Origin of the sequence: Phenylobacterium sp. (genome assembly GCF_031412415.1) — a bacterium.
GTDB lineage: Bacteria > Pseudomonadota > Alphaproteobacteria > Caulobacterales > Caulobacteraceae > Phenylobacterium.
This window is the reverse complement of sequence record NZ_JANOCX010000149.1, coordinates 1-15583: the sequence shown is the minus strand read 5'-3', so window position 1 is coordinate 15583 and position 15583 is coordinate 1. Positions and strand designations below refer to the sequence as shown.

12 protein-coding genes and 1 pseudogene are annotated in these 15583 nt (G+C 68.9%); 7 read left to right on the top strand and 6 right to left on the bottom strand.

The annotated features are described in order from the left end of the window. The first annotated feature begins 6 nt into the window (after positions 1-6). A complete protein-coding gene (locus tag RMO04_RS07140) occupies positions 7-990 on the top strand; it encodes an NADP-dependent oxidoreductase (protein ID WP_309644093.1) in 984 nt (327 codons plus the stop codon). Here the strand turns inward: RMO04_RS07140 and RMO04_RS07135 are convergent. Beyond that, entirely contained in the window at positions 987-1991 is a 1005-nt protein-coding gene (locus tag RMO04_RS07135) for an aromatic ring-hydroxylating dioxygenase subunit alpha (RefSeq protein WP_309644092.1), read from the bottom strand. The genes RMO04_RS07140 and RMO04_RS07135 overlap by 4 nt on opposite strands. A gap of 115 nt (positions 1992-2106) precedes the next feature. Here RMO04_RS07135 and RMO04_RS07130 point away from each other — a divergent pair, with 115 nt between their 5' ends. The 3 genes from RMO04_RS07130 to RMO04_RS07120 are packed head-to-tail and all read left to right on the top strand — an operon-like array spanning position 2107 to position 6417. Next, on the top strand, positions 2107-2709 hold the full coding sequence (locus RMO04_RS07130) for a TetR/AcrR family transcriptional regulator (protein ID WP_309644091.1): 603 nt from the start codon (positions 2107-2109) through the stop codon (positions 2707-2709). Next, complete coding sequence (locus tag RMO04_RS07125) at positions 2702-3544, top strand: phytanoyl-CoA dioxygenase family protein (RefSeq protein ID WP_309644090.1); 843 nt, start codon at positions 2702-2704, stop codon at positions 3542-3544. The genes RMO04_RS07130 and RMO04_RS07125 overlap by 8 nt, the downstream gene beginning before the upstream one ends. Before the next feature lie 59 nt (positions 3545-3603). Further along, a complete protein-coding gene (locus RMO04_RS07120; protein WP_309644089.1) occupies positions 3604-6417 on the top strand; it encodes a pitrilysin family protein in 2814 nt (937 codons plus the stop codon). Between the two features lie 36 nt (positions 6418-6453). Here RMO04_RS07120 and RMO04_RS07115 read toward each other — a convergent pair whose 3' ends face one another. The 3 genes from RMO04_RS07115 to RMO04_RS07105 form a co-directional block, all read right to left on the bottom strand. Beyond that, positions 6454-7752, bottom strand: coding sequence for an Hsp70 family protein (locus RMO04_RS07115; RefSeq protein ID WP_309644088.1), 1299 nt, complete (start codon positions 7750-7752; stop codon positions 6454-6456). A gap of 90 nt (positions 7753-7842) precedes the next feature. Beyond that, entirely contained in the window at positions 7843-10131 is a 2289-nt protein-coding gene (locus RMO04_RS07110) for an NADP-dependent malic enzyme (RefSeq protein ID WP_309644087.1), read from the bottom strand. A 103-nt stretch (positions 10132-10234) separates the two neighbouring features. Continuing rightward, positions 10235-10858, bottom strand: coding sequence for a TetR/AcrR family transcriptional regulator (locus RMO04_RS07105; protein ID WP_309644086.1), 624 nt, complete (start codon positions 10856-10858; stop codon positions 10235-10237). Positions 10859-10928: 70 nt separating this feature from the next. Here RMO04_RS07105 and RMO04_RS07100 point away from each other — a divergent pair, with 70 nt between their 5' ends. The 3 genes from RMO04_RS07100 to RMO04_RS07090 all read left to right on the top strand — a co-directional run bounded on the left by RMO04_RS07100 (position 10929) and on the right by RMO04_RS07090 (position 13856). Further along, complete coding sequence (locus RMO04_RS07100) at positions 10929-11552, top strand: glutathione binding-like protein (RefSeq protein ID WP_309644085.1); 624 nt, start codon at positions 10929-10931, stop codon at positions 11550-11552. A 72-nt stretch (positions 11553-11624) separates the two neighbouring features. Further along, positions 11625-12395, top strand: coding sequence for a 4-hydroxy-tetrahydrodipicolinate reductase (gene dapB, locus RMO04_RS07095; protein WP_309644106.1), 771 nt, complete (start codon positions 11625-11627; stop codon positions 12393-12395). A 12-nt stretch (positions 12396-12407) separates the two neighbouring features. After that, complete coding sequence (locus RMO04_RS07090) at positions 12408-13856, top strand: amidase family protein (protein ID WP_309644084.1); 1449 nt, start codon at positions 12408-12410, stop codon at positions 13854-13856. Here the strand turns inward: RMO04_RS07090 and dut are convergent. Next, positions 13839-14294: pseudogene (gene dut / locus RMO04_RS07085) on the bottom strand (dUTP diphosphatase). The gene RMO04_RS07090 and the pseudogene dut overlap by 18 nt on opposite strands. After that, a complete protein-coding gene (coaBC, locus tag RMO04_RS07080; RefSeq protein ID WP_309644083.1) occupies positions 14291-15484 on the bottom strand; it encodes a bifunctional phosphopantothenoylcysteine decarboxylase/phosphopantothenate--cysteine ligase CoaBC in 1194 nt (397 codons plus the stop codon). Before coaBC ends, dut begins: the two are co-directional and overlap by 4 nt. Positions 15485-15583: the final 99 nt, after the last annotated feature.

Below are 15583 nucleotides of genomic sequence, written 5' to 3'. Positions count from 1 at the left end.
GCCCATATGCCCAAGAGTCGCGAAATCCACCTTGTGTCCCGTCCGAAGGGCATGCCTGCCCAGGACGACTTCGCCGTCATCGAAACCACCGTGCCCGACACCGCCGACGGCCAGGTGCTGGTCGAGAACCTCTATATGTCGGTCGATCCGGCCATGCGCCCGCGGCTGACCGCCGGCCAGGACCTCGACGTCGCCATGTTGGGCGGCGCCCTGGGCAAGGTGGTGCAATCGAAGCATCCGGACTTCGCGGTCGGCGACCTCGTGTCCAACCGCCTGGGCTTCCGGGAGTTCTTCGTCTCCGATGGCAAGGGCCTGACCAAGCTTCTGGCCGATCCAGACCTGTCGCTCACCGTCCACATGCATGCGCTTGGGATGACCGGCTTCACCGCCTATGGCGGTCTGCTGCACATCGGGGCGCTAAAGGACGGCGAGCAGGTGTTCGTCTCCACCGCCGCCGGCGCCGTGGGTTCGGTCGCCGCCCAGATCGCCAAGATCAAGGGCTGCTATGTGGTGGGCTCCACCGGGGCCGCCGACAAGGCGGCCTGGCTGCGCGACGAGGTGGGCCTGGACGCGGTCATCAACTACAAGGAGACCCCGATCCGCCAGGCGCTGGAAGACGCCACGCCCAAGGGGATCGACGTCTATTTCGACAATGTCGGAGGCGACCACCTGGAGGCCGCCCTGCGCCGCATGAACACCCTGGGCCGGATCCCGGTCTGCGGCTTCATCTCGGGCTACAATTCCGGGCACTCCAGTGTCTCGAACCTGTCGAACATCATCTATTCGCGGGTGATGCTGCGCGGCTTCGTCGGCACCGACTTCATGCACCTCTACGGCGACTTCCAGCGCGACATGGCCGGCTGGCTGAAGGACGGCAAGGTGAAGTATCAGGAGACCATCCTGGACGGCATCGCCAACGCGCCGAACGCCCTGATCGGGCTGATGGAGGGCAAGAACTCGGGCAAGATGCTGGTGAGGCTGGCCGGCTAGCGGTTCGCCGCCACGAAGGCCTGGAACCGGGCGATCCCCTCCTCCAACGGCGATAGCGGCCCAAGTCGTGCGCCTTGGCTGCTCAGGCCGGCTTGCACGCGTTCGCATATCGGGATGTCTTCCAGGTGGATCGCTTGCAGTTGGGCGCGGTAGGTCTCGATGGCCGCCGCGTCCGCTCCGGCCGGGAACAGGCCGGTGATGGTGAGGTGAAATCGGTCGGCGGCGGTGGGGGTCATGCGGTACCAGACGACCATGTCGTCAGGTTCGGAGACCGCGAACATCAGCATCGGGAACACGACGTAGACGGTGAAGGTCCCGGCCAGGGGATGGTGCGAATGGGCGAGCTCGATCCAGTCGTCGCCGCTGGCGGACGGGTCGCTGCGCCCGCCGGGCCAGAAGGGCTGCAGAGACTGCGCATGCGGCCCAATGTGGTGGTAGGACTCCGCGAAATTCTCGACCATCACCTTCCAGTTCCAGGGCGAGTCGAAGTCCAACTCCCAACCGATCTTCCAGGCGCCCAGGTCCCGGGCCGCGAACCGCGGGGTTAGCGGCGCCAGGCGCTCCGCTACCGGCGGTGCGTCGCCGCTGAGATTAACCAGCACCCAGCCGCACCATTCCGCCGCGCCATAGCGCGGCAGGTCCAGCCCCGCGTGATCCACGCCGTCCATGAACGGCGCGGCCGTCAGCCGACCGTCCAGGGCGTAGGTCCAGAGATGGTAGGGGCACTGGACGGTCTTGGCGCAAGCCTCGCCGACCACCAGCAAGGCGCCGCGATGGCGACAGACATTGCTCAGGGCGCTTACCCCGCCGTCCAGATCGCGCAGGACCAGCACGGAGCGCCCCGCGACCTCGACAGCGCGTTGAGAGCCGGGGCCCTCGAGCTGGTCTGACCGGCACACCGCGATCCAGCCCCGGGACAACAGCCCGTCGCGCTCCGCGATGAAGATGTCGGGGTCCACATAGTCGGCCGGCGTCAGTCGCCTAGCGTTCACCTCAGTCATGGCTGTCGTCTCCTCGGTCACCGAAGGGTGGCGAAGGACGATCCGGAACACAAATTAAATAACATCTGTTGTGCTTTTTTCTCCCGGTCTCTATGTTTGGGGCGGAGGAAGCGACATGGGACGCCCCGCGGAAAAGCAGTCGGAACGCCGCCAGGACGTGGCCCAAGCCGCGCTGAGGGTGATCGCCCGCGAGGGTCTGGAGCGGGCCTCGATGCGGGCCATCGCCGCCGAACTGGGCGCCACGCTGGGCGTGCTCACCCACTACTTTCCCAACAAAGACGCTCTACTACGCCTGATCCTGGAGACGGTGGGCGCCGAGATTCGCGAGGCCTTCGACAGCGTACCCCTACGCCGACCGGCGGATCTGCACGCCCTGATCGGCGAAATCCTTCCGGTCGACGGGCCGCGTCGCAACCTGTGGAAGATCTGGCTGTCATTCGCCGTCGCCGCGGCGGACAGCCCGGCTCTCGCCCGAGAACACGCACGGGAGTATGGCGAACTCACCGTTCGCATGGCCGCGGCGCTCACCCGATTGGCGCCGCAGCTCCGTGCGAACTTACAGGTCCAGGCCGAGGCTGAGACCTTGATCTGCCTGATGGACGGGGTCGGCCTGCACGGCGCGCTGATGCCGGAACGCATGCCGCCCTCTCGCCAGAGGGCGATCCTGAAAGCTCACATCGACGCTCTGGCGCGCAAGGAGACGGCCAGCCATGCCTGAACTCATCACCCTCTCCGCCGCGGCGCATGTCGATGAGGTGACGGCCGCCCTGGCGCGGGATGGCGCGGTGATCCTGGACCGCGCTTTCGACGAGACCCTCCGCGGCCAGATCTTCGAAGAGACGCGCCGCTTCGTCGACGTCACCGAGCCAGGTCGCGACGGTTTTTCCGGTCGACAGACCACGCGCACCGGAGCGCTCGTGACGCGCGCTCCGGCCGTGCGCGACCTGGTTGTGGATCCACGCATCCTGGCGGTCTGCGACCAGGTTCTGTCACCCTATTGTCAACGCTACCAGCTCCACCTGACGCAGATGATCGGGCTCGGCCCGGGCCAGCCGGCCCAGCCCCTGCACCGCGACCGCCAAGTCTGGGGAACCTATCTCACCGGCATCGAGCCACAGCTCAACACCATCTGGGCGATGACCGATTTCACGATCGAGAATGGCGCCACACGGGTGGTTCCGGGCAGCCAGACCTGGGACTGGGACCGCAGGCCGACGGAGACGGAGATCACCCAGGCGGTCATGCCCGCCGGCTCGGTGCTGATCTATACGGGATCGGTGATCCACGGGGGCGGCGAGAACCGCACCGAAGCGGTCCGCTACGGCCTTAACATCGACTATTCCCTGGCTTGGCTACGGCAGGAAGAGAACCAGTACCTCTCCTGCCCGCCGCACTTGGCCCGCCAGTTCTCGCCGGAACTGCAGGCGCTCGTCGGGTACGCGATGGGCGACTACGTGCTGGGCTATTTCAGTCCGGCCGAGCCGGTAACAGGTCAGCCGGACAATCTGCCGCCCCAAGCCGCCCTCGATCCCAGCTTCATGACAATCCCGTAAGCTTCCCAGGGGCCGCGCCGGTGCTAGGGTCGCGGCCTCTCGCAACTCGGGAAGCCTCCATGCTCCGTATCGCCGTCCGCGCCGTGGCCCTCACCATCACCCTGGCGCTGGCGGCGCCCGCCGTGGCGGCCGATAGCGTCCCGCCGATCGTCTACAAGGAACGGACCCTGGCCAACGGGCTCAAGGTCTATTCCTCGATCGACAAGACCACGCCCAACGTGACGGTCCAGGTCTGGTACGGGGTGGGGTCGAAGGACGATCCGGTCGGCCGCTCGGGCTTCGCGCACCTGTTCGAACACATGATGTTCAAGGCCACGCGCGACATGCCGAGCGAGACGATCGACCGGATGACCGAGGATGTCGGCGGATTCAACAACGCTTCGACCTACGACGACTTCACCAACTACTACGAGGTAGTCCCCGCCAACCATCTGGAGCGGCTGCTGTGGGTGGAGGCCCAGCGCCTAGGCTCCCTGGTCGTCGACGAGGCGGTGTTCAAGTCCGAGCGCGACGTCGTGAAGGAGGAGCTGCGCCAGTCGGTGCTGTCCCAACCCTACGGGCGGCTGATGTACCTCTATCTTCCCCAGGCCAGCTACACGACCCACCCCTACAAGCGCCCCGGCATCGGCTCCATCGAGGAGCTAGACGCCGCCACCATCGACGACGTGCGCGCCTTCCACGCCGCATATTACAGACCCGACAACGCCGCCCTGATCGTCATCGGCAATTTCGACGAGGGCCAGTTCAACGCCTGGGTCGACAAGTACTTCGGGGCCCTGAAGCGCCCCGCCGCTCCGATCAAGCGGGTAACCGCCATCGAGCCGCCGCGTACCCAGGCCGGCGTGTTCGAGGGTTACGGCCCCAATGTGCCGCTGCCGGCCGTGGCCATGACCTGGCACGCGCCCGCCGCCTCCAGCCCGGACGCCGCAGCCCTGACCGTCCTCGACGCTATCCTGTCCTCGGGCAAGTCCTCGCGGCTCTATGACAGCCTGGTCTATGAGCAGCAGGTGGCGGCCGACGTCTTCTCCGACGCCTCCCTGCCCGAGCAGCCGGGCATGGTGATGGTCGGCGCCATCCTCGCCGGCGGCAAGACCGTCCCTGAGGGCGAGAAGGCCCTGCTGGCGCAGGTCGCCAGGCTGCGCGACGCCCCGCCGACGGAGGCAGAGCTCGCCGAAGCGAAAAACGAGCTGGTCACCGGGAAGCTGCGGGCGCGCGAGACCATCGACGGCCGCGCCTTCGCCCTCGGCTACGCCCTGCGTACCGCCGGCGACGCCGCCCTGGCCAACCGCGAACTGGCGCAGCTGCAGGCGGTGACCACCGCCGACGTCCAGCGGGTGGCCAAGAAGTACCTGACCGACAACGGCCGGATGACCATCCGCTATCGGCCCGAGACCGAACGGCCCGCAGGCCAGGCCGACGCGACGCCAAAGCCGCCGGTGGTCGCCTCGGTGAAGTACGCCGGGGAGATCGTCACCCTGGCGCCCGCGGGCCAGCGCGTCGCCCCGCCGCCCCTCGGAGCACCGGTCAGTCCCGTCCTGCCCGAACCCGCCGAAAAGACCCTGGCCAACGGCCTGCGGGTGATCGTGGCCAAGTCCTCGGACCTGCCGCTGGTCACCGCCGATCTCACCGTGAAGACCGGCGCCTGGGCCGATCCCGACGGCCTGGCGGGCGCCATGGGCATGACCGCCGGCATGCTGACCGAGGGCACCAAGACCCGCGGCGCGCAGGAGATCGCCAGCCAGACCGAGGCCCTGGGTGCGTCCCTGGAAGCCGGCGGCGGGCAGGAGAGCTCGTCCGTCACCCTCAACGTCATGCCCGAGAAGCTGCCCGCGGCGCTGGCCATCATGGCCGACGTGGCCCGCAACCCGGCCTTCAAGGAAGAGGAGCTGGAGCGTCAGCGCAGCCAGGCCCTGGACGGCCTGTCGGTGGCCTATCAGCAGCCCGGCCAGCTCGCGGGCTTCGCGGCCTCGCAGGTGGTGTTCTCCGGCACGGCCTTCGGCCATGTCGCCGGCGGCACGCCCGCGTCGCTCGCCAAGCTGACCACGGCCGATCTGGCCGGGCTGCACGCGGCCAACTTCCGGCCCGACAACGCCATTCTGGTCCTGACCGGCGACATCACCCCGGCCCAGGGCTTCGCCCTGGCTGATAAGGCGTTCGGCGACTGGAAGGCCCCGGCGGGTCCGGCCCCGACCCGGGTCGCGGTCACGCCCAAGGCCGCCCCCCGCGCCGTGGCCATCGACCTGCCCGGCACCGGCCAGGCGGCGGTGACCGTCACCAAGGCCGCCATCTCCCGCGCCGCGCCCGACTATTATCCCGGCATCGTGGCCAATTCGGTGCTGGGCGGCGGCTATTCCGCGCGCCTGAACCAGGAGATCCGCATCAAGCGCGGCCTCTCCTACGGCGCCAATTCGCGGCTGTCGGCACAACGCACCACCGGCCTGTTCCGCGCCGCGGCCCAGACCAAGAACGAGTCGGCGCCCGAGGTGCTGGACCTGATCGTCGCCGAGCTGAAGCGCCTGTCGGACACCCCGGCCGGCGCCGATGAGCTCAAGGCCCGCAAGTCGGTGCTGGTGGGCGGCTTCGGGCGCGAACTGGCGACCACCGGCGGTCTGGCCGACATCCTCGGCGCCCTGGCCCTCTATGACCTGCCGCTGGCGGAGATCGGCGCCTATACCGGCAAGGTCGATGCGGTGACGCCGGGCGAGGTCCAGGCCTTCGCCAAGGCCAACCTGGACCCGGCCGACGCCAGCGTCATCGTGGCCGGCGACGCCAAGGCGTTCCTGGAGGGCCTCAAGGCGCGCAAGCCCAAACTGGAGGTCGTCCCGGCGGCGGCTATCGACTTCGACCGGGTGGATCTGAAGGCGGCGAAATAGCCATTTCGTCCCCGTCATTGGGAAGGACGGAGAGACCTACGCCCGCCGGGCCCACTTGGTGAGGTCTCGCTCGCGGCCCATCAGCGCCAGGCCCGAGGCGATGGACTCAAGCTCGCTGCCGGTCTCGATCTTCTCCGCCGGGAAGCGGCGATGGAAGATGTCGCGGACCGCCGGCACCAGGGACGAACCTCCGGTGAGGAACACCCGGTCGACGCCCTGGGCGGTGAGCCCGGCATCGGCCAGGGCCTCGTCGACCGCGGTCTCGATCAGGCCGAGTTCGGGCGCGATCCAGCCTTCGAAGGCGGTCCGGTCCACCTCGCGGCGGATGTCGATCGTCCCGGCCTGGAAGGCGAACTCCGCGCGGGTCTGGCTCGACAGCGCCTCTTTCAAGCGCGAGACCGCGCGGTAGAGGACGTAGCCGTAGTTCTCATCCAGGGTCTCGACCAGGCGCGCGATCTTGTCGGGTTCCACGGCCTCCCTGACCAGTTTGCGGATCTCCCTCATCTCGCGGCTGGCCCGCATCAGGGCGAGCTGGTCCCAACGCGCGAAGGTCGAGTAGTAGCGGTTGGGGATCGGCAGGGTCTTGCCGAACGAGGTGTAGGACGAACCCTTGCCCAACTCGGGTGACACCAGGTTGTCAATGATGCGGTAATCGAAGGCGTCACCGGCGACGCCGACGCCGGACCGGCCCAGGGGCGTGGAGACGATCTCGCCGTTCGCCCGGGAGAAGCGGATGATCGAAAAGTCGCTGGTGCCGCCGCCGAAGTCCCCCACCAGGACGGTGGCGTCCTGTGTCAGCTCGCGGGCGAAGAAGAACGCCGCGCCGACCGGCTCATAGGCATAGAGGATCTCGGTGAAGCCCAGGCGCTGGAAGGCGGCCTCGTAGCGCTGCAGAGCGAGCTCCTCCTTGGGCGCGCCGCCGGCGAAGATGACGGGTCGGCCCACGATGACCCGCCTGGGCAGGTCGGCCATGTCGCCGCCGGCATGGTCTCGCAGCTTCAGCAGGAAGGCCGAGAGCAGGTCCTCGAACTGGTAGCGGCGTCCGATGATCTGGGTCTCGGTGAAGCTCTCCGAGGCGGCGAAGCTCTTGAACGACTGGATGAACCGCGTCTCCAGCGGATCCTCGACATAGGCCTCGATGGCCCAGGGCCCGGCCTCCACCGTCCGCTCGGACGGGTGCTCGGGCGGGGCGTGGAAGGACAGGGCCGAGCGGAAGGCGAAAACTTCCTGCTCGGGCGCCGGGAACCGCACGAGGTGCGCCGGGCCGTCCACGCCCGCGAGCGCGACGACGGTGTTCGTCGTGCCGAAATCGATGCCGATGCTGAGACCGGTCATGGGCCGCGCTCCTTGCTGCGAGGGGGTGACGACGGATCGCCGCCCCCTCTGAGCGCGCGAGCCGCTAGTTCGTGTGCGTGCGCACGGCCATCAGCTCTGAGCCTCGACGACGTCCTGCTCATAGGCCGCGAGGGTCGCCGCCTGCAGGATCCGCGAGACGCTGCCCGAGAGCGGGGCGATCTGCACCGACTTGGTGAGGCCGAGCAGGATCGGGCCGATCACCGTGCCGCCGCCCAGCGCCTGGACCAGCTGGGTCGAGATCGCGGCCGAGTGGATGGCCGGCATGATCAGCACGTTGGCCGGGCCCGACAGGCGCATGAACGGATAGTTGGCGCGCTTCTCGGGATCCAGCGCCACCTCGGGCGGCATCTCGCCCTCGTACTCGAACTCGATGTCCATCTCGTCCAGCATGGCCACGGCCTCGCGCACCTTCTCGGAACGCAGGCCCATCGGATTGCCGAAGGTCGAATAGGACATGAAGGCGACGCGCGGGGTGTAGCCCAGCACCTTGACCGCGCGAGCGGCCTCGATGGCGATCTCCACCAGCTCGTCGGCCTCGGGCATCTCGGTGACGTTGGTGTCGGCGATGAACAGGGTGTGGCCCTTGGACAGCACCACGCTCATGCCCATGATCCGGCCGTCCGGAGCCGGGTCGATCACCCGGAGCACCTCTTCCAGCACCTGGTCGTACGAGCGGGTCACGCCGGTGACCATGCCGTCGGCCTCGCCCAGCGCCACCATGGAGGCGGCGAAGGAGTTGCGGTCCTGGTTGATCAGCCGCTGGACGTCGCGCTTCAGGTAACCCTGCCGCTGGAGGCGGGCGTAGAGGAAGTCCACGAAGTCGGGATTGCGGTCCGAGAGCCGGGCGTTGATCACCTCCAGCTTGGATTCGGCCGGATCGAGGCCGGCGGCGATCATGTTCTCCCGCACCAGTTCCTCGCGACCCACCAGGATGGCGTGGCCCAGGCCCGCGGCCTCGAAGGCGTAGGCGGCGCGGATGACGCTGGGCTCCTCGCCCTCGGCGAAGACGATCCTCTTCTTCGGCGCCTTGAGCACCGCGCCCTGCAGCTTCTGCAAGAAGGCCGCCGTGGGATCGAGGCGCTGGGCGAGGCCCGCGCGATAGGCGTCCATGTCCGGGATCGGCTTGCGGGCGACGCCGGTGTCCATCGCCGCCTGGGCGACGAAGGGCGGGATGTACCAGATCAGCCGCGGATCGAAGGGGGTGGGGATGATGTACTGGGGGCCGAACTTCAACTGCATGCCGTGATAGGCGGCCGCCACCTCGTCGGGCACGTCCTCGCGGGCCAGCATGGCCAGCGCGTTGGCGCAGGCGATCTTCATTTCCATGTTCACGCGGCGGGCGCGGACGTCCAGCGCGCCGCGGAAGATGTAGGGGAAGCCCAGGACGTTGTTGACCTGGTTGGCGTAGTCGCTGCGGCCGGTGGCGACGATAGCGTCGGGGCGGACGGAATAGACCTCTTCCGGGGTGATTTCCGGATCGGGATTGGCCATGGCGAAGATGATCGGCTTCGAAGCCATTTTGTCCACCAGGTCCGCCGTGAGCGCGCCCTTGACCGAAAGGCCGATGAACACGTCGGCGCCTTCCAGCGCCTCGGCCAGGGTGCGCTTGTCGGTGTCGATCGCGTGGGCGCTCTTCCACTGGTTCATGTCGTTGGTTCGGCCGCGCCAGAGCACGCCCTTGGAGTCCACCGCGATCACGTTGCTGGGCGTCACGCCCATGGCCTTGATCAGCTCCAGGGTGGCGATGCCCGCCGCGCCGGGACCGTTCAGAACCACCTTCACGTGCTTCAGGTCGCGTCCCGTGATGTGGCAGGCGTTGATCAGGCCGGCGGCCGAGATGATCGCCGTGCCGTGCTGGTCGTCGTGGAAGACCGGGATGTCGAGCAGCTCCTGCAGCTCGGTCTCGATGCGGAAGCACTCGGGGCTCTTGATGTCCTCGAGATTGATGCCGCCGAAGGTGACGCCGATGTTCTTGACCACCGTGATGATCTCGTCCGGATCGGTGGCGGAGACCTCGATGTCGATGGCGTCGACGTCGGCGAAGCGCTTGAACAGCACCCCCTTGCCTTCCATCACCGGCTTGGAGGCCAGCGCCCCCAGATTGCCCAGGCCCAGGATCGCGGTGCCGTTGGAGATCACCGCCACCAGGTTACCCTTGGAGGTGTAGTCGTAGGCCAGCTCGGGATCCTCGGCGATCGCCAGCACCGGCACCGCCACGCCCGGGGAGTAGGCCAGGCTGAGGTCGCGCTGCGTCGCCATCGGCTTGGTCGCGGCGATCGCGATCTTGCCGGGGGTCGGATACTTGTGGAAATGCAGCGCTTCTTCGTCGGTGAAGGTGCGTTTTTCGGCGTCGCTCATCGTGGCGGCGGGTCCTTCGGGCGGCGTGGTTTTGGAGGGCGCCAACCTATAGAGCGCGGCCCTCCGCCACAACCTTCCCACGGAAAGCTTTGCCGGAAGCCTTCTACGGCCGTCCGCAGATCAGATCGACGCCGGCCTCGTAGATCGCCCTCAACGCGGCCTCGTCGGCCCCGGCGCGCGCCCTGACGGCCAGGGTATGCAGGATGGCGGTGGCGAGCTTGCCCAGCGCGGCCGGATCGGCGCCGGGCGGCAGCTCTCCGGGTCTCGCCCCCAATCGGCCGGCGAAGCCGGCGTCGAGCTCGGCGAAGCTCCGAGCCAGCAGGGCGCGGACCTCGGCGTCGGCGACGCTCTCAGTCACCGCCGTGCCGATCAGGAAGCATCCGCGCTGGCCGCTGTCGCCGGCGCGATAGATGGCCGAAGCGCCGGCATAGAGCGCCAGCAGGACATAGCGCGCCGTCCCGGGAGCCGCCAACGCACGCTGCTGCGCAGCCAGCATCTCGGCGTGCGATCGCTCCAGGGTCGCGAGGTAGAGCGCCTTCTTGTCTCCGAACGCGCCGTAGAGGCTGGGGCGATTCAGACCCGTGGCCGCCGACAAGTCGTCGAGCGACGTCGCGGAGAACCCTTTTCGCCAGAAGGTGTCGCGCGCCTGGTTCAGGGCGACGGACGGATCGAAGCCACGCGGCCGCCCGCGCGGCTTGGGCGATCCGGCGGGTTCTTTTTGTACCACTTCGCAATGAATCCTTGACGTCGGTTTATTTTATGCGGAACGGTACGAAAATCAATGACGGAGGTTTCCCATGGACGTCTACTTCTCCCCGCTGGCCTGTTCGCTCTCGACGCGCATCACCGTCTACGAGGCGGAGGCCGAGGACAGCGTGCGGCTGAATCGGGTGAATTCCAAGACCCAGACCCTCGCCGACGGGACCGACTATCGCACGATCAACGCCAAGGGCCTGGTGCCCGCCGTCCGCGCCGACAACGGCGAGGTGATCACTGAGAACGCCGCGGTCCTGCAGTACATGGCCGACACCTTCCCCAAGGCGGGCCTCGCCCCGGCCGCCGGGTCGATCGAGCGCTATCGCCTGCAGCAGTGGCTGAGCTTCGTGGGGACCGAGTTGCACAAGCTCGTGTTCAATCCCCTGCTGTCGCCCAAGTCCAACGATGGCGCCAAGGCCTATGCCCTTGAGGGGGCGATCGAGCGGTTCGACTATCTGAACAGCCACCTTGAGGGCCGCGAATACCTGATCGACCACTTCAGCGTCGCCGACGCCTATCTGATTGCGGTGCTCAACTGGGCCCAGTTCGTGGGCATCGACCTGGCCAAGTGGCCCGCCGTCGCGGCCTATCGCGACCGCGTCAGCGCCCGCCCGGCGGTGGCGCGCGCCCTGAAGGAAGAGTTCACGCTGTATCAGGCGGCGTAGCTTTCGAGTTGACCCGGCGGGCGGGGACGCGAGACTAGCTCTCGCATCGCCTCGTCCGCCGGAGAGTTTCCCCTGACCGCGCCCATTCGTATCAGCGTCGCCGGCGCGCTCGGCCGCATGGGCCAGGCCGTGAGCACGATCATCTCCGGCCGCGACGACTTGGCGCTGGCGGGGCGCTTCGATCGTCCCGGCCTCGTCGGCGATGGCCTGGTGGATCAAGGCGCGGCCCTGGACGCCGCCGACGTGGTGGTCGACTTCACCACGCCCTCCGCCTCCGTCGCACTTGCGCGAGCCTGCGCGGCGCGCGGCGGCCCGGCCCTGGTGATCGGCTCCACGGGACTGTCCGAGGCGGACCTGGCAGCCATCGCCAAGGCCGCCGAACAGATCGCCATCGTGCAGACCGGCAACTACTCGCTCGGCGTCAACATGCTGCTGGGCCTGGTGACCCAGGCCGCCCGCGCCCTAGGACCCGACGCCTACGACATCGAGGTCTTCGAGGCCCACCATCGCCGCAAGGTCGATGCGCCCTCGGGCACCGCCCTGATGCTGGGCGAGGCGGCGGCGCGCGGCCGGGGCCTCGACCTGGCCAAGGTCGCGCAACGGGCCCGCGATGGGATCACCGGGGCCCGAACGCCGGGCGATATCGGGTTCTCCGTCATGCGGGGCGGCGACATCATCGGCGAGCATTCGGTGACCTTCGCCGCCGACGACGAGATCCTGACCCTGAGCCACTCGGCCCGCGACCGAGGGTTGTTCGCCCGGGGCGCGGTGGAGGCGGCCCGCTGGGTCGCCGGACGTCCGCCGGGCCGCTACGACATGCAGGATGTCCTGGGTCTTAGCTAGGAGACGCGAGCCATGCCCGACCTCCTCAGCCGAGACGCCACCGGACAGCTCGCCGCCCTGACCGCCAAGGACATCTCGGCGGTGGAGCTGCTGAAGCTGGCGTTGGCGCGGCACGAACAGACCCACGCCGATCTCAACGCCGTCGTCGCCGCCGACCTGGAGCGCGCTCTGGACAGCGCCAGGGCGGTGGATGACAACAGGTTGCGGGGCGATATGCCCGGCCCGCTCGCCGGGCTACCCATCACCATCAAGGACACTCTGGACGTGACGGGCCTAGCGGCCTCGTCCGGACTGGAGGGCCTACGCCGCCGCCGACCGGAGGACGCCGTCGTGGTCGCCCACGCCCGCCGGGCCGGCGCGGTGATCTGGGGCAAGACCAATGTCCCGGTCATGGCCGGGGACTGGCAGACCTACAACGCCCTCTACGGGACCACGAACAACCCCTGGGACACGACCCGCACGCCTGGCGGATCGTCTGGCGGCGCGGCGGCGGCTGTGGCGGCCGGCGTGACATCCCTGGAAATCGGCTCGGACATCGGCGGTTCGCTGCGCGTCCCGGCCGGCTTTTGCGGCGTGTTCTCGCACAAGCCCACCTGGGGGATGGTCTCCCAGAACGGCCACGTGCCGCCCTCCCCCGGCGCCCATGCCGAGCGCGACCTGAACGTGGTGGGGCCCATCGCGCGGTCGGCCCGCGACCTGCGCCTGCTGCTGTCGGTGATCGAGGACGGGCCCATCGCGGCCAAGGCCCCGGCGGCCGATCTGACCTCTCTGCGCGTGGGCCTTTGGTTGGACGAGCCGGCCTACCCGTTGGACCCGGAGGTCCGGGCCGTGATTGGGACCCTCGCCGCCGAACTGGCGGCGGCGGGCGCGCAGGTCGAGCCGGTCTCCAGCCCTGTGCCGACCGAACAGCTCATGAGCGCCTACCAGACCCTGCTGGGCTCGATCCTAGGGACCGACATGCCGCCCGCCGCCCAGCGGCGGATGCGACGGACGGCCGCCCTGGCCGGACTGGCCTTGAGGCTGGGCGCCGGCCCTCAGTCCTGGGCGGCGCTGTCGCGGTCCTACGCCGCCAGCCATGCCGAGTGGATCGCCGCCGACGAGGTGCGCGCGCGCCTGGGCAACACGATGAGCGGTGTGTTCGCGCGCTTCGACGTCATCCTGGCCCCCGTGACCCCGGTCGTCGCCTTTCCGCACGACCACCGGCCCTTCCAGTCCCGCAAGCTCGGCCGCTCGGACGGAAGCCAGATCCCCTACACGGCGATGCTGAACTGGATCGCGCTCGCCACAGCCCTGCACCTGCCGGCGACCACCGTGCCGGCCGGACTGTCGGCCTCGGGCCTTCCGGTGGGCGTGCAGATCATCGGGCCGCGCGGCGCCGACTCCCGGACCCTGGCGGTGGCCCAGGCGATCGACGAGAACCTGCGGGGCTTCGTCGCCCCGGGGCTAGCGCCCTCCCGTTGAACCGAAGCCGCCGGCGCCTCGCGCCGTTTCGTCCAGGTCGTCGACCTCGGTCAGGGTCGCCTGGGTCACCGGGGCGACGATCATCTGGGCGATGCGGTCGCCCCGACGGATCGTGAACTCCTCGGCGCTTAGGTTGACCAGGATCACCTACACTTCGCCGCGATAGTCGGCGTCCACCGTGCCCGGCGAGTTCAGGCAGGTGATCCCCGACTTCAACGCCAGGCCCGAGCGCGGTCGCACCTGGCCCTCGAAGCCGGACGGGATGGCGAAGGCCAGGCCCGTGGGCACCGGGAAGCGGGCGCCCGGCGCCAGCACGATGGGCGCGTCTTCAGCGACGGCCGCGCGCAGATCCATGCCCGCGGCGTCCGCGGTCTCATAGGCCGGCAGCGGCAGGTCGAGGTTGTGGGGCAGGCGTTTGACGGGGATGGTGGGCTTCACGTGAGATCCTGGGCCATGCGGGCGGCGAGCTTCGTCGCCACCTCGGTTTTCGCGGTCCGCTCCCATCGCTCGATTCCGTGGGCGGTGACGATAGACACCGTGTTGTCATCGCCACCCATAACGCCTTCGACGCTGACATCGTTGGCGACGATCCAGTCGCAGCCCTTCCGGGCGAGCTTGGCCTTTGCGTAGGTTTCGACATCGTGGGTTTCGGCGGCGAAGCCCACCACCAGTTTCGGACGCTGGCCCGACCGCGACAGGGTCGCCAGGATGTCGGGGTTCTCGACCAGGGCGATGGACGGCGGGCCGCCGCCGTCCTTCTTCATCTTGGTCCCGGCCTCGTCGGCGGGGCGCCAGTCGGCCACGGCGGCGACGCAGACGGCGATGTCGGCGGGCAGGGCCGCCTCGCAGGCCGCGAGCATCTGGCGCGCCGTCTCCACGTCCACGCGCCTGACGCCCGCCGGGGTAGGGATCGAGACGGGGCCGGCGACCAGGGTCACCTCCGCGCCGAGATCGGCCAGGGCCCTGGCGATCGCGAAGCCCTGCTTGCCGCTGGATCGATTGGTCAGCAGCCGCACGGGGTCCAGCGGCTCGGCGGTTGGACCGGCGGTGACGATGGCGCGCTTGCCGGCCAGAGGCCGCGCGGCCGGCCCGCGCAGGGCCGTCATGATCGCCTCGAAGATCGCCGCGGGCTCGGCCATGCGGCCAAAGCCGAACTCGCCGCAGGCCATGGCGCCCTCGGCGGGGCCCACGAACATCACGCCGTCCGCCTTCAGGGTCGCCAGATTGCGGCGGGTGGCCGCGTGCTCCCACATCCGCACGTTCATCGCCGGAGCCATCAGCACCGGCTTGTCGGTGGCCAGCAGGGTGGTGGAGGCCAGGTCGCCCGCCAAGCCGTGCGCCGCCTTGGCCATAAGGTCGGCGGTGGCGGGGGCGACGACCACCAGGTCGGCCGAGCGGGACAGCTCGATATGGCCCATCTCGGCCTCGTCGGTCAGCGAGAAGAGTTGTGAGTAGACCTTGTCCTCGGCGAGGGCCGACAGGGACAGCGGGGTGACGAACTCCGCGCCGGCCGCCGTCAGGATCGGCCGCACGCCGACCCCGGCCTTGCGCAGCAGGCGGGTCAATTCGAGCGCCTTATAGGCGGCGATCCCGCCCCCCACGATCAGCAGAATCCGTTGGTCCGACAAGGTTTGACGCCCCAAGCAACAGGTCCCCGGTCATAGGCCAAACAGGGCCTCTGGACAAACCTGAGTTTCTGTTCTTAATTTGTTCCCACAGCTTGGCCG